14 protein-coding genes are annotated in these 13,291 nt (G+C 68.1%); 6 read left to right on the top strand and 8 right to left on the bottom strand.

Annotation, left to right across the window (positions count from 1 at the left end; all coding sequences use genetic code 11):
* The first annotated feature begins 50 nt into the window (after positions 1-50).
* From copC to N5J29_RS01745, 4 genes are read left to right on the top strand one after another with little or no spacing between them, the layout of a single operon-like run.
* A complete protein-coding gene (gene copC / locus N5J29_RS01730; protein WP_053516266.1) occupies positions 51-428 on the top strand; it encodes a copper homeostasis periplasmic binding protein CopC in 378 nt (125 codons plus the stop codon).
* A 9-nt stretch (positions 429-437) separates the two neighbouring features.
* Positions 438-1,322 (top strand): copper homeostasis membrane protein CopD, encoded by an 885-nt coding sequence (gene copD / locus N5J29_RS01735; protein WP_053516365.1) that lies wholly within the window; start codon positions 438-440, stop codon positions 1,320-1,322.
* Positions 1,323-1,353: 31 nt separating this feature from the next.
* Complete coding sequence (locus N5J29_RS01740) at positions 1,354-2,052, top strand: heavy metal response regulator transcription factor (protein ID WP_053516367.1); 699 nt, start codon at positions 1,354-1,356, stop codon at positions 2,050-2,052.
* The gene (locus N5J29_RS01745; protein ID WP_164152778.1) at positions 2,049-3,443 is read left to right on the top strand and encodes a heavy metal sensor histidine kinase; all 1,395 of its coding nucleotides are present in this window, start codon (positions 2,049-2,051) and stop codon (positions 3,441-3,443) included. Before N5J29_RS01740 ends, N5J29_RS01745 begins: the two co-directional genes overlap by 4 nt.
* Here the strand turns inward: N5J29_RS01745 and N5J29_RS01750 are convergent.
* Complete coding sequence (locus N5J29_RS01750) at positions 3,403-4,296, bottom strand: LysR family transcriptional regulator (protein ID WP_065176182.1); 894 nt, start codon at positions 4,294-4,296, stop codon at positions 3,403-3,405. The two genes, N5J29_RS01745 and N5J29_RS01750, sit on opposite strands and share 41 nt — an antisense overlap.
* Before the next feature lie 107 nt (positions 4,297-4,403).
* On the opposite strand from N5J29_RS01750, the gene N5J29_RS01755 reads away from it, so the two are divergent.
* Entirely contained in the window at positions 4,404-5,147 is a 744-nt protein-coding gene (locus tag N5J29_RS01755; RefSeq protein WP_065176201.1) for an SDR family oxidoreductase, read from the top strand.
* A gap of 34 nt (positions 5,148-5,181) precedes the next feature.
* Here the strand turns inward: N5J29_RS01755 and N5J29_RS01760 are convergent, their stop codons facing one another.
* The 3 genes from N5J29_RS01760 to N5J29_RS01770 form a co-directional block, all read right to left on the bottom strand.
* Positions 5,182-7,536 (bottom strand): GH92 family glycosyl hydrolase, encoded by a 2,355-nt coding sequence (locus N5J29_RS01760; RefSeq protein ID WP_164152780.1) that lies wholly within the window; start codon positions 7,534-7,536, stop codon positions 5,182-5,184.
* 91 nt (positions 7,537-7,627) lie between these two features.
* A complete protein-coding gene (locus tag N5J29_RS01765; RefSeq protein WP_164152782.1) occupies positions 7,628-7,951 on the bottom strand; it encodes a thioredoxin family protein in 324 nt (107 codons plus the stop codon).
* A 5-nt stretch (positions 7,952-7,956) separates the two neighbouring features.
* Positions 7,957-8,373, bottom strand: a complete 417-nt coding sequence (locus tag N5J29_RS01770) for a host attachment family protein (protein ID WP_053516277.1) — start codon at positions 8,371-8,373, stop codon at positions 7,957-7,959.
* 166 nt (positions 8,374-8,539) lie between these two features.
* Here N5J29_RS01770 and N5J29_RS01775 point away from each other — a divergent pair, with 166 nt between their 5' ends.
* Positions 8,540-8,764, top strand: a complete 225-nt coding sequence (locus tag N5J29_RS01775) for a hypothetical protein (protein ID WP_053516280.1) — start codon at positions 8,540-8,542, stop codon at positions 8,762-8,764.
* Between the two features lie 29 nt (positions 8,765-8,793).
* On the opposite strand, the gene N5J29_RS01780 is transcribed toward N5J29_RS01775, so the two are convergent.
* The 4 genes from N5J29_RS01780 to N5J29_RS01795 all read right to left on the bottom strand — a co-directional run bounded on the left by N5J29_RS01780 (position 8,794) and on the right by N5J29_RS01795 (position 13,259).
* Complete coding sequence (locus N5J29_RS01780) at positions 8,794-10,389, bottom strand: PAS domain-containing protein (RefSeq protein WP_111186896.1); 1,596 nt, start codon at positions 10,387-10,389, stop codon at positions 8,794-8,796.
* A 9-nt stretch (positions 10,390-10,398) separates the two neighbouring features.
* The gene (locus N5J29_RS01785; protein ID WP_065176179.1) at positions 10,399-10,803 is read right to left on the bottom strand and encodes a response regulator; all 405 of its coding nucleotides are present in this window, start codon (positions 10,801-10,803) and stop codon (positions 10,399-10,401) included.
* 145 nt (positions 10,804-10,948) lie between these two features.
* Positions 10,949-12,403: a surface lipoprotein assembly modifier gene (locus tag N5J29_RS01790; RefSeq protein ID WP_164152784.1), complete on the bottom strand. Its 1,455-nt coding sequence runs from the start codon at positions 12,401-12,403 to the stop codon at positions 10,949-10,951.
* A gap of 91 nt (positions 12,404-12,494) precedes the next feature.
* Positions 12,495-13,259, bottom strand: coding sequence for a Slam-dependent surface lipoprotein (locus tag N5J29_RS01795; RefSeq protein WP_164152786.1), 765 nt, complete (start codon positions 13,257-13,259; stop codon positions 12,495-12,497).
* Positions 13,260-13,291 lie beyond the last annotated feature (32 nt).

A 13,291-nucleotide genomic window follows, 5' to 3' on the forward strand; every position in this document is an offset into this window, starting at 1 on the left:
GAAAGGTGCCCGCCGTCAGCCTGAGCGCCCCATTCCTGCAGGCACGCACCATGTCGTCTTCGCTCCGCCGCTCCGCCGCTCTGCTCCTGCTGCTGCCGGGCGTCGCCGCCGCTCCGCTGGCCCTTGCACACCCCAGCCTGGTGAAGGCAACGCCCGCCGCCGATGCCAGCGTCGCGCCTGCCAACCGCATCGAGCTGACCTTCAGCGAGCGGGTGATGCCGCGCGCCACCCGCATCGAACTGAGCATGGCCCATGGCCGCACCCTGATGGCGATGCCTGCCCTTTCCCAGCAGGTGTCGGACGATGGTCACCGGCTGGTCGTGAGTTTCGCCAAGCCGCTGCCTGCCGGAGACTATCGCCTGCAGTGGCGCGCCGTCGGCCAGGACAGCCACCCCGTCACCGGCGACTATCGTTTCAGCGTGAAGTAAGCTGCGGTGGTGATCGAACTGTCTCCCTATGCCCTGCGGCTGGCGTTGTACCTGGCCTTGATGCTGCTGTTCGGCAGGATGCTGTTCATCCGCCCTGCGCCTGCGCGTCGCATGTTCCTGCCACTGGCCGTGATCGCGCTGGCAGTCGTGCTGCTGGACGCGGCGGTGCGGGTGACAGGCGTGCTGGGGCTTCCGCTTGCCGCGGTCGATCAAGCGACCGTCGCATGGTTCACCACCGCCACACCGGTCGGCGAAGCGGCACTGGTGCGTGCGCTGGCGCTGCTGGCAATGCTGCCGCTGCTTGCCGCAAGCGCGAAAGTGGCCGGGGCACGCCGTGTCATCCTGCTGCCGCTCTCGGCGGTCGCCTTGGCAAGCCTGGCCTGGAACGGCCACGCCGCCGCCGGCGACGGCATCCGCGGTGCGCTGCGCCTGGCGGCCGGGACCGTCCACCTGCTCGCCGCAGGCGCATGGGTCGGCGCGATCGCCGCGGTGCTGCATCTGGCCCTGCGCACCCAGGGCCCTTCCCTGCGTGAACGCACCCATGAACTCTGGCAGGTGGCGCATGGTTTCGCCCTGCCCGGTACGGTAATCGTGGCCCTGCTGGCGATGACCGGCACCTATACCTACGTGGATCTGCAGGGCTCGCTGCAGACCCTGTTCAACACCGCGCACGGGCGCTGGCTGCTGTTCAAGCTGGCCCTGGTCGCGGGCATGCTCGGCCTGGCCGCGCTGCACCGCTGGCGGCTGGTGCCGGCACTCGCCACCGCCATCCGTGGCGGCTGGCAGTTCCGCCCGCTGCGCTCGCTGCGTCACAGCCTCACCTTCGAGGCCGCACTCGGGCTGCTGGTACTGGCCTGCGTGGCCGTGCTCGGCACGCTGGACCCGCTGGCATGAGGGCGGCGCTGCGCGGGCCGGCATGCACACGATGAAGCTGCTGATCGTCGAAGACGAGCCCAAGACCGGCAATTACCTGCGACAGGGCCTGATCGAAGCGGGCTACGTGGTCGATCTCGCCTGCGACGGCGTGGACGGCCTGCATCTGGCGGCAAGCGGCGAGTACCAGCTGGTCATCCTCGATGTGATGCTGCCCGGTCTCGATGGCTGGAACGTCCTGTCGCGCCTGCGCGATGCGGGGTGGCAGGTGCCGGTGCTGTTCCTGTCGGCGCGCAGCAGCATTGCCGACCGCGTGCAGGGGCTGGAACTGGGTGCCGATGATTACCTGGCCAAACCTTTCGCCTTCGCCGAGCTGCTGGCACGCGTGCGTACCCTGCTGCGACGCGGCCAGGGCCAGTCTCAGCCTGACCGCATCGTCGTCGCCGATCTGGTGGTGGATACGCTTCGCCGGCGCGTGGAGCGCGGTGGCCAGCGCATCACACTGAGCCCGAAGGAATACGCGCTGCTGGAGCTGCTGGCACGACGGCGCGGCGAGGTCCTGCCACGCTCGTTGATCGCCTCGCAGGTGTGGGACATGAATTTCGACAGCGACACCAATGTCATCGATGTGGCGATACGCCGCCTGCGCGCCAAGATCGACGATGGCTTCGCCGAAAAGCTGGTGGTCACTGTGCGCGGGATGGGCTACGTGCTGGAGGCACCCGAGGTCGAAGCAGCGCAACCGCAATGAGCCTGCGACGCTCCATTGCCGTCCGCCTCACCGTGCTGTTCGCCACGGTCGGTACGCTGGTGCTTGCTGCACTGGGCGTGGCGATCTATCTGAGCGCGCGCCATGATCTGGTCGCACAGGATTTCGCCGAACTGGAGAACAAGGCCGCGTTGATCGCCGACCTCGCCGGCAGCGGCACGTCCGATGAGCGCGCCCAGCGCCTGGGCGATGCGCTGCGCCACCATCCCGATATCGCCTTCCACATCGTCGATGAGCAGGGCGGCGTGCTCTTCTCCACCGCGCCGGAGGCCTTGCGCGCGCATGCGCGGACCCAACCCGCCGACACTGAACCGCGCCGCCATGACTGGACGCTGGCCGACGGAAGCCGCCTGCACGGCCTCAATCTGCGGCAGACGCTGGCCGATGGCAGCAGCCTGGCCACCCTGCTGGCGATCGACGATGCGCGCCATGCCGACTTCCTGCAGCGCTTCCGCCACCTGCTGGCCGTCGCTCTGGTCGCTGCTGCGGTGGCCAGCAGCCTGCTGGGGGGCTACGTCGTGCGGCAGACGCTGCGCCCACTGCGCACGCTGGCCGACGAGGCCCGCCATATCACCGCCGGACGACTGCAGCGCCGGCTCACGGCCGAGCACGTGCCCGTCGAACTGGAACAGCTGGCGCAGAGCCTGAACGGGATGCTGGCGCGGCTGCAACAGGACTTCGAGCGCCTCAGCGGGTTCTCCGGAGACCTCGCCCACGAACTGCGTACGCCGATCACCAACATGCTGACCCAGGTGCAGGTGGTGCTCGCGCACCCCCGCAGCAACGAGTCCTATCGCGAGACGCTGCTCTCCTGCGCGGAAGAGCTGCAACGGCTGGCACAGACCGTGGGCGATCTGCTCTATCTGGCCCAGGCCGAAGCACCCGGCGCCCTGCCCTCGCGCGAGGGGGTGGCGCTGGATGCGATGGTCGATGCGCTGCTGGAGTTCTACGATCTGCTGGCCGAGGAGCGCCAGCTCACGCTGCGGCGGGAAGGCAGCGCAGAAGCCAACGGCAACCGCCTGATGCTGCACCGGGCGGTCGCCAACCTGCTTTCCAACGCCCTGCAGCACGCCACGCCGGGTACGGAGATCGTGGTGCGGCTGGACGGCACCGGGCCCATGAGCCGGATTGCTGTCCACAACCTCGGTCCGTCGATTCCCATGCAGGCACTGCCCCGCTTGTTCGACCGGTTCTTCCGCGGCGAGCGCGGCCGGCACGAGGGCGCCGGGCTGGGATTGGCGATCACCCGCGCCATCGTGCAGGCCCATGGTGGATCGGTGAGCGTGGTCTCCGACGCATCGGGCACCGTGTTCGAGCTGGCCCTGCCGGGCGCTAGCGGTCCGGCGCAAACACGCCGGCAATCCAGTCGATGAATACCCGCAACCGCGGCGACGGCGTGCGGTTGCGCGGGTGAACCAGGCTCAACGGGCTGGGTGTGGGCGGCGATTCCGCCAGCAACTCCAGCAACTGACCACGTTCGATATAGGGATCCAGCCGGTAGCGCGGCGCCTGGATGATGCCGAGCCCCGCCAGTGCCGCCCCCAGGAAGGCATCTGCGCCGGATACCCGCACGGTTGCCGGCAGAGGCACATGGCGCACCTGCCCGGCCTGCTGGAACTCCAGAGGAATCAACTGTCCGCTGGCACCGGAACGGAAACCGACCATCCGATGACCGGACAGCAGCGCGTCGATGCTGTCCGGCAGCCCATGCGAACCCACGTAGGACGGTGAGGCAACGGTGACTTCGCGCAGCAGTGCCAGTCGCCGCGCGACCAGATCGCTGTCGGCCAGGGTGCCGACCCGAAGCGCGGCATCCACGCCTTCGCGCAGCAGATCCACGTAGCGATCCCCCTCGCTCACGTCCAGCTCGATGTCGGGATAGCGCTGCAGGAACTCGGGCAGGTGCGGAAACAACAAGTGCCGACCAAGCGTTCCGTGCACTTCGATGCGCAGCGTGCCGCGCGGCGGGACATCACGGAATGCGGCTTCGGCATCGTCCATGTCGGCGATCAGGCGCAGGCAGCGGCCATAGAAGGCTTCGCCCTCGAGGGTCGGCACCACCCGTCGCGTGGTCCTGTGCAACAGCCTCACCCCCAGCCGCCGCTCCAGCGCCTTGATCGCGTCGGTCACCGTGGCCCTCGGCAGCCCCAGGTCCTCTGCAGCGCGGGTGAAGCTGCGACGTTCGACGATACGGACAAAAGCGCGCAGGGCGGTGAATCGATCCATTGTTCGAACATCCGGATGATGTTGTCGGATTCTCCATGATTATCCGGACGGCAGGAACCAGCAAGATGATGGGGCGCCACGCGGGCGCGTCTTCGAAGGAAGCCTTCATGTCCAGCTCCTCTCCCCGTACCGTCGCCCTGGTCACCGGCGGCTCCCGCGGCATCGGCGCCGCGATCTCGCGTCGGCTGGCGGCCGACGGCCATGCGGTTGCGATCAACTATGCCGGCCGCCGCGAAGAGGCTGATGCCCTGGCCGCCGAGCTGGTCTCCGCCGGCGGCCAAGCCATTGCGCTGCAGGCCGACGTGGCCGATCCGCAGGCGGTGAGCCGCTTGTTCGATGCCGTCGAGGCTCGATTCGAGGGCATCGATGTGGTGGTCAACAGCGCCGGAGTGCTGCAGCTTGCGCCGCTGTCAGCCACCGACGACGCGTTGTTCGATCGGGTCACCGCCATCAATCTCAAGGGCGCCTTCAACGTGCTGCGCGAGAGCGCGCGACGCGTCCGCGACGGCGGCCGCATCGTCGCGCTGTCCACCAGCGTGGTCGGCCTCAAGCTGGAGAACTACGGTGTCTACGCCGCAGGCAAGGCGGCCGTGGAAACCCTGACGGCGATACTCAGCAAGGAGCTGCGTGGCCGTGGCATCACGGTCAATGCCGTGGCACCCGGCCCGACCGCGACCGACCTGTTCCTGGAGGGCAAGTCGCCGGAACTGATCGAGCGCCTGGCGCAGATGAATCCGCTGGAGCGGTTGGGCACGCCGGACGACATCGCCGGCGCGGTGGCTTTCCTGGCTGGCACCGACGGCGGCTGGATCAATGGCCAGGTGCTGCGAGCCAATGGCGGGATGGTGTGACGGCAAAGCCGCCGGGCATGGCCCGGCGCTACCGTTACGGCGTTGACATCGAGTACGGCGCCTGCGCGCCCTGCCCGGGCCAGTCCCTGTTCGGCTCGGCCTGCATGGTGAAGCGCAGCTCGCCCCCGGCCATGATCTCGTCGTGGCGCAGGAAGGTGCGCTGCAGCGGTTTGCCGTTCAGGGACACACTGCCCACATAGGTGTGCCTGTCATCCAGCCCCTCGGCCACGATGGTGAAGGTCCTGCCGTTGGGCAGGCGCATGGCGGTCCTTGGCAGGAACGGGCGGCCCAGGATGTACTCCCCCGAGCCGGGCGCCACCGGATAGAAGCCCAGCGCGGTGAACACGTACCACGCCGACATCTGGCCCACGTCATCGTTGCCGGCCAGGCCATCGGGACGGTCGGCGTACTGGGTGTCCATGATCTGCTTCAGGCGCGCCTGCGTGCGCCAGGGCTGACCAGCGTGGGCGTAGAGGTACGCAACGTGATGGCTGGGCTCGTTGCCATGCGCATACCAGCCGATCAGGCCGGTGATGTCTTCCATGTGCTCGAAGACCGCCGGATCGACCGTGGCGTTGAACACCTCGTCCAGCCTCGCCAGCAGCCGGTCGCTGCCGCCATGCGCGGCGGCCAGGCCCGCCACGTCCTGCGGGACGTACCACGAGTACTGCCAGGCATTGCCCTCGGTGTAGTCGGTGCCGTAGCCGCTGGCGCTGGGATCGAACGGGGTGCGGAAACTGCCGTCGCGCTTGCGGGCACGCATGAAGCCGGTGTCCTTGTCGAAGGCATTGCGCCAGTTCGCCGCACGCTTGTCGAATGTCGCCGCGATCTCGCTCCTGCCCATCGCCTGCGCCATGCGCGCGATGGTCCAGTCGTCGAACGCGTATTCCAGGGTCTTGCTGGCCGCTTCGCCCTCTTCATCGATGGGCACATACCCCAGCTCACGGTACTGCGCGATGCCGTCGTAGGGACCGTAATTGGCGGTCTCCACCATCGCGTCGAGCGCCTTTGCGGCGTCGAAGCCGCGGATGCCCTTCACATAGGCGTCGGCGATGACCGGCACCGCGTGGTAACCGATCATGCACCAGTCTTCCAGGCCGTGGAACGACCACACCGGGAGCATGCCGTACGGGCTCTGTTCGTGGTGAGCCAGCATCGAGTTGATGAAGTCGCTGTTGCGTTTTTCCGGCTGCACCAGAGTCAGCAGCGGATGCAGCGCCCGGTAGGTGTCCCACAACGAGAACGTGGAATAGTGGGCATACCCCTTGGCGACATGCACGGCGTTGTCGGGGCCGCGATACTGGCCATCCACATCCATGAACAGCGTCGGCCCCAGCATCGTGTGGTACAGGGCGGTGTAGGCGCTGCGCCGCGCATGCTCCGGCGCATCGATGTCCAGCACCGATAGTGCCTGCGTCCATTCCTGCCGGGCCTGCGCGCGCACGCGGTCGAAGTCGAAGTCGGCGACCTCGGCATCCAGGTTGGCGATCGCACCGGCCTCGCTCACCGGCGAGATCGCCACCTTCACCACCAGCGGAGCATCCAGCCTGCCGAAATCGAACGTGCCGACCAGCTGGCGGCCTTCGATCTGTGCGCGCTGTGCCGGATCTTTCTCACCCGGCGGCGGGAAGCCCTTGTACACGATGTCCTGCTCGGTGTTGTGCAGCGCATGGCCTGCCAACGGTTGCGAGAAGCGCATGGCGAAATACAGCTGGCGCCCCGGCGCCCAGCCGCGGGTCTCGCGGAAACCGGTGATGGTGCCGTCCGTACGCACCCGCACCCGCGACCACAGCACCTTGCCCGGGTAGTCGTACATGCTGGTCCGCATGTCCAGCAGTACCTTGGCATCGACGCCCTTGGGGAAGGCGTAGCGATGCACACCGACCCGGGCGCTGGTGGTCAGTTCGGCGCGCACCTTGTAATCGTCCAGGGTCACCGCGTAGTAGCCCGGTTCGGCCTTTTCGTCGTCATGGCGGAAGCGCGACGCATAGCCGCTGCGGGGCCGTTCGGGGTCGCCGCGTTCCAATCCCGGGTTTCCGGTGAACGGCATCACCAGGATGTCGCCGAGATCAGAATGCCCGGTTCCGGAGAAGTGGGTGTGCGAAAAGCCGACGATGCTGCTGTCGTCATAACGGTATCCGGCGGCCCAGCCGTAGGCCTTCTCACGCGGCTGGATGCGCGTGTCCGGGCTGAGCTGGACCATGCCGAAGGGTATCGTCGCGCCGGGGTAGGTATGCCCTTCACCACCGGTACCGATGAAGGGGTCCACCGAGGCATACGCCTTGTCGGCGGCGGACTTCGAAGGCGCTGCCCAGGCCGCGCCGGAGGCGAGCATCGCGGTGGCGGCGAAGGCGATCAGGAGACGACGGTCCAGCGTGGGCATCGGCATTTGGATCGATTCAGATGATGTACCGATGCTAGCACCAGTGCCCGTGCATCGCATGCTGCAGTGCGGCCGCAGTCCCCGGTGCAGCGTGCCCTCAGTCGGGCAGCGCGCCCTCCAGCGCGGCGAGATCGGCACGCACGCGCGGACGCACCACGCGTGCCACTTCCCGGCCGTCGTGCAGCAGGATCACCGTGGGCCACAGCTTCACCTGGAACGGGCGCCCGAGCGCCCGCCCTTTCCCATCCTCGATCTTCCAGTGCGCCAGATCATGTGCTTCCACGACCTCCTGCAGCGCCGGCTGTGCCGCCTGGCAATGGCCGCACCAGGGCGCACCGAATTCCAGCAGCTGCCAGCCGTCGCGTGCCTCCACTTCGGCGCGTGACGGCTCGCTGGACAGGTGCGTGCGCATGAAGGGCACCGAGGTTACCCCGCCAGGCTGCGCTGGATGTCTGCCAGCGGCGCGTTGGTCAGGTCCTTGGCGATGTCGCCCAGCAACCGTGCCTGCGTCTCCTTGTGCAGCAGCGGACGGATCCGTCCGAGCGTGGTGGGGTCGGCCACCAGCAGCAGGTGGGCATAGCGGTTGTTGAGCGCATCCTCGTTGAGCTGTTCGGCCACCTGCTTGGCGAAGGTGGCTTCGTTGAGCTGGGCGATGGACATGTCCTTGGGAACGGCACCGGCCGGGCCCTGCCCGGAGACGCCCGTCTCGCTGATGTCCTGCAGCCGCAGTTCGCCCTCCTGCTTCAGCGTGAGCTGCTGCGCGCTGCCGACATTGGTGAACACCCGGGCCGAACCACCATCGGCCACCACCACCAGCGTCCCCTCGGGAATCGTTCGTGCCATCGCTGTCTCCTCGTACGGGTTTCGAATGTTTCTGCAGCACCACCCTAGGTCGCCCGCCGTAACCGTGGCGCGCACACAATGTGATCCATTCGTTGGAATGGAAGATCGCGGCTCAACTTGCCCCGGCGCCGGCCGCTACCCACGGCATCACCGCGAGGAACCCCCCATGCATGCTGCCTCCCTGCTCCATGTCTGCTTCGCCGTTGGCCTGGCCGTCGCTGGATGCGCCGGCTGCATCCACCAGTTCCTGCAGGGCCAGCCGGTGCTCGCGCTCGGCATTGCCCTGGCTTCGCTGATGACCACGGGCACCGCGCTGGCGACGCGTCATCTGGCGGTACCGGTCGCGATGGCGCTCGCCTGCACCCTGATCGGCGCAGCCGCCACGCACTGACCCGGCCAGCCATTGAAGGAACGCAGGCGCTACCCGCGCGGCGGCGACAGGCTGGAGGTGGCATCGGTCTGCAGCAGGCTGTCGCGCTCGCGCAGCGGCAAGCGGATCCACGCATCCACGCCCTGGGGTGAGAACGCAAGTTCGCCGCTACCGCCAAGCTCGTAGGGAATGCGCTGTTCGACCAGCGCCCGACCCAGCCCGCGATGCGAAGGGACGATCCAGTCGTCGTTCACCGCGCGCCGCTCGCACCAGTGCAGGTCCAGCCAGGCTTCACCGTCGATGTCCTGCATCGACCAGGACACCTCGATCCGCGTATCGCTGTGCACCGATGCGCCGTGCGTGAGCGCGTTGCTGGCCAGTTCATGGACCGCCAGCGACAGCACCTCGGCCGCCTTGGGCGGCAGCAGCACGTCCTCCTCGCCCTGCAGAAGGAATCCGTCGGGCGCGTGTCCCTGCACCGCGATCTCCTGGTCCAGCATGCCACGCAGGCTCACCCCGGCATTGGCGCTGCGGGTGAGCAGGGTCTGCGTGCGAGAAAGCGACATGAGGCGTGCGCACAGGCGGTCAGCGTATTCGTCCACGCTGTCGACCGACTCGCGTGTGCGCCAGGCGATGGCGTGGATCGTGGCCATGATGTTGCGCACGCGGTGCTGCAACTCGGCCAGCAATACCGCCTGCCGCTCGGTGGCACGCTTGAGATCATCGATGTCCACCGCGATGGCGAACACGCCCGTCACCTCGCCGTCGACATCTCGCAGCGGCGCCGCCGCGACCCGCGTCCAGCGGACACACCCATCATCATGGGTGAACTGGAACTCCAGTCCGGGCACCACGGTTTCTCCGCGCAGGGCCCGTGCGATGGCGAAATCCTCGGGGGCGATCGGGCTGCCATCGGCATGCCAGCCCTGCCATCGGTGCTGGTTGACCGGATCGGCCGAGGGCACCTGGCTGCTGGGAAGATAGGCGCGCATCTGGTCGTTCGACAGCTGCATCCGCCCCTGCGCATCGACAATGCACAAGCCGACCGGCAGTACCTTGAACGCCAGCGCCAAGCGCCGGTCGCTCTCCTGCCGCCGCCGCTCCTCGCGCTCACGCGCGGCCTGTGCCACGTGCGCTGCCGTGGTCTCGAACATGGTGACCAGCACACCGCCCACCTGCCCTTCCTCGCCGCGGAGCGGACTGTAGGTGATGGTGAACCAGACGTCCTCCAGCCGGCCCTGCCGGGCCAGCGGGTACAACTTGTCCTCGAACGTGACGGTCTCACCCTGCCAGACCCGGTCGTAGATCGGCCCGTTGATGTGCCAGACCTCGGGCCAGCAGTCGCGGGTGGGCTGCCCCAGGCCAGCGGGATGCTTGTCGGCAAGGATCTCGGCATAGCCGTCGTTGTAGAGCTGGATGAGCTCCTGGCCCCACAGGATGATCATCGGAAACCCATGAGCCAGCATCATGTCCACGGTGGCGCGCAGATGCGCCGGCCACCGCCCAGTCGGGCCAAGCGGCGTCCCTGACCAGTCATGGCGCGCGATGCGCGCATCCATGCCGTCATGCAGTCCACCCAGACGATGCGCCGGAGGTGCTGTGCCGCGCACGGACGAGGGAGCAGCGGTATCCAATCGCCGGCCCATGCCGCGCAGTCAGACCTTGCCCGCAGCAGCCCGCGGTGCGGCGACCAGTCCGGCCAGCTGCCGGGCCAACGCGTCGATATGGTAGGGCTTGGGGCAGCGCGGCGCGCTGGCGAAGCGGCTCGGCAGGTTGTCGTCGTAACCGGAGGTCAGCAGGAACGGCGTCCCCGCCTCGGACAGGCGGTCGGCCAGCGGGTACACCTGCTCACCTCCCAGGTTGATGTCCAGCAGGGCGACGTCGATCGGGTGATCATCGACCAGACGCGCCAACTCGCGCAGGTCACCGGCCGGGCCCACGACGTGCGCGCCCTTCAGCTGCAGATAGTCGGCCAGGAACATCGCAATGGCGAATTCATCTTCGGCCACCAGCACCCGTAGCCCCTGCAGCCCCTCCCGTTCATCGCCCGACTCCAGCACGCTGTACTCCCTGACACGCGCGGCCCATCCGGCCGCAATGCCCGCAGGATGCGCGAGTTGCCCTACAAGAACGCGTGATGACGGATGAAGACAACAGCGAGATCGCATTCACCTCGGCCAAACACGCTGTGTGCCCGGCCCGCGGTCAGAACGCACGCTCCCATTTCAGGCTCAGCAGGCTGCGGTCATGGCTGTACAGCCAGTCCACATTGCTGTCGATGCGGGTGTAGCGCAGGCTCAGGCTGGGCACCAGGCCTGCCACCGCCAGCCGTTCGCTGCGTACCAGCGCGATGAGGTTCTGCTCGTCGTCGTGCCGGCGCGCTTCCAGCAGCGGACTCCAGGCATCGTAGCTGCGCTCGCGCAGCGAAAGGAACAGCGTGGCAGTCGTGCCGCTCCACTGCCGCGCCGCGCCGACGCGCAGGCCGCGCTGGCGATAGGCATTGGCCGCGTCGGCCGCCCCGCTGTCGGCCAGATCGATGCCGGCGAAGACGGTCCAGCGCGCAGTGAGCGCACGGAACCAGGTGGCGTACAGTGCTCCCATCGCGCCATCGTAGTTGTCGGCCAGCCCCGGTTGCCGATAGCGCTGGCGCTTCCAGTCCGCCTCCAGCTTCAGCAGGCTGCGCGGGTCCAGTGCGTATTGCCATTCCGCATGCGCGCCTGCGGCGCCCTGCAGGGTACGGTTACCCAGTGCCTGATAGTCGTAGCCGGGGGCCAGCAGCAGGGTGTGCCGCGCACTGCGCCAGCTGTAGCCCACCTGCACAGTGGCGTTGAGTTCGTTGTAGGCGCGGTTGTCTTTCCATGCCTGGCCGAAGGCCAACCCGCGCACATACAGGCCGTGGTGGCCGGCCAGTGCCCAGCGGCGTTCCAGGCTGCCGTCGTAGTCCACCCCCGGTGCGCGCTGGGCATCGGGCAACCTGCGCTCGATGATGCAGTCCTCGCCCACGCCGAACAGGCAGGTGCGGCTGGCCGAACTGCGGTTGATGTTGTCGCTCCATGCAGGTCCGGCGGACAGTGCGCCCTTCCAGCGCCGCCGCGCCTGTAGCGCCTGCAGATACCCCTGCACCCGGCCGCGCACGCCGGCGGTGGCAGGGTCGCGGTCATCGATGTCGGCGGCGATCGCGGTGAACAGCGACGTCGCCTCCCGGTCACGCTGGTCCTCGGCGTAGACCCGCGCCAGTTCAAGCCGCGCAGGCAGGAAATCCGGCTGCCGGGCCAGCAGGGCCTCGTACTCAAGGGCCGCGCGATGATGCTCGCCCGCAACCCGCGCCAGCGCGCCCTGCGCGTAGTGGCGCAGCAGCGGGTCATGGCCGGGAAGTTCAATGTACTCGTGCAGGAAGGCCTGCGCGGCGGGCCATTGCTGGTGCTGCAACGACAGGTACAGCGCCTGGCCCAGGTCGTCGACCGTGCGCTCCACGCGCAGGGTCCGGCCATCGAGGGTGACGGTCGGCCGATCCGGTTCGGCCTGTTGCAGCCGCTGCTGGTCTTGGCGTTGATGGCGCACGTCGTTGCCCTGCTCCAGCACGCGGCGCAGGTCGTCCTGCTGGGCGTGCGCCGTGGCGGTCAGCGCCAGCAGAAGGAGGCAGAAAAGAGGGAGGCGCATGGTCGATCCGGTGTGAAGCGATGCAGCGGGCCGAAGCAGGGACTGGCGGATCGCGGCTTGTCCCTGCCCTGCCCCGTCAGGGGCGTGGCGATCAGTTCTTGCTGCCGCCGAAGGCCGTGTCGTACTGGCTGTTGCCGGCGAAGGTGGCGATACCGGCCAGGGTGGCGGCATTGGCACCGAAGAACTGGCCCTGGGTGGTGCCACTGACCGAACCGTTGGCGGTGGCCGCGCCTGCGAACGAGGCGGTGGCGCTGTTGATGGTGGCGTTGATGTTGACCGACAGGCCACCGCCGCTGAGGCCGCCCAGCAGAGTGCCGGTGCCGAAGTTGGCGCGGAAGGTGCCGCTGAGCAGGTTGCTGCCGTTGAACTTGTTCAGGCCAGCCACGCTGTAGGTGGCCACGCCGGCCGGCAGGGTGGTGCCGGCACGGTCGCCGACGAAGTAGACCTGGCGGTTGTTGAAGCCACCTGCGGCGCCGTCCTTGGACCATTCACCGAACCAGACATCGCCACTGCCGACCTTGACGAAGTTGAAGTGGCCCATGCCCGCGTGGCTGCCCGGCGCACCGGTGATCGGCATGGCCAGCGTGCGCACGGTGGTCCCATTGACGGTGGTCGGCACCGAATAGCTGGCCAGGCCCTGGAAATCGACGCGACGGGCGTTGGACACGGTGCCGACGCCGATACCGGCCTTGCCGGCCGAGTGCGGGCCACCGTTGACCTGGGAATCACCGACGGCGACATACAGCTCGGCATCGGTCACCGGGCTGGCCGCACCGACGATGTCGGCTGCCTGCGCCGCGCCGGCCAGGGCGAAGGAGGCGGCGACCGCCAGGACGGAACGGGAGATCATTTTCATGGTGTTGCTCCTTGGGTTGAGGGAACTACGGG

The organism is Stenotrophomonas sp. GD03680 (assembly GCF_029844625.1).
Taxonomy (GTDB): Bacteria; Pseudomonadota; Gammaproteobacteria; order Xanthomonadales; family Xanthomonadaceae; genus Stenotrophomonas; species Stenotrophomonas maltophilia_P.

Bases quoted from the DNA above. Each gene is read 5' to 3' on its own strand.
- copC (WP_053516266.1), top strand. From the start codon at position 51: ATGTCGTCTTCGCTCCGCCGCTCCGCCGCTCTGCTCCTGCTGCTGCCG.
- N5J29_RS01755 (WP_065176201.1), top strand. From the start codon at position 4,404: ATGTCCAGCTCCTCTCCCCGTACCGTCGCCCTGGTCACCGGCGGCTCC.
- N5J29_RS01760 (WP_164152780.1), bottom strand. From the start codon at position 7,536: ATGCCGATGCCCACGCTGGACCGTCGTCTCCTGATCGCCTTCGCCGCC.
- N5J29_RS01780 (WP_111186896.1), bottom strand. From the start codon at position 10,389: ATGGGCCGGCGATTGGATACCGCTGCTCCCTCGTCCGTGCGCGGCACA.
- N5J29_RS01770 (WP_053516277.1), bottom strand. From the start codon at position 8,373: ATGGCACGAACGATTCCCGAGGGGACGCTGGTGGTGGTGGCCGATGGT.
- N5J29_RS01745 (WP_164152778.1), top strand. From the start codon at position 2,049: ATGAGCCTGCGACGCTCCATTGCCGTCCGCCTCACCGTGCTGTTCGCC.
- N5J29_RS01795 (WP_164152786.1), bottom strand. From the start codon at position 13,259: ATGAAAATGATCTCCCGTTCCGTCCTGGCGGTCGCCGCCTCCTTCGCC.
- N5J29_RS01790 (WP_164152784.1), bottom strand. From the start codon at position 12,403: ATGCGCCTCCCTCTTTTCTGCCTCCTTCTGCTGGCGCTGACCGCCACG.
- N5J29_RS01740 (WP_053516367.1), top strand. From the start codon at position 1,354: ATGAAGCTGCTGATCGTCGAAGACGAGCCCAAGACCGGCAATTACCTG.
- N5J29_RS01775 (WP_053516280.1), top strand. From the start codon at position 8,540: ATGCATGCTGCCTCCCTGCTCCATGTCTGCTTCGCCGTTGGCCTGGCC.
- N5J29_RS01750 (WP_065176182.1), bottom strand. From the start codon at position 4,296: ATGGATCGATTCACCGCCCTGCGCGCTTTTGTCCGTATCGTCGAACGT.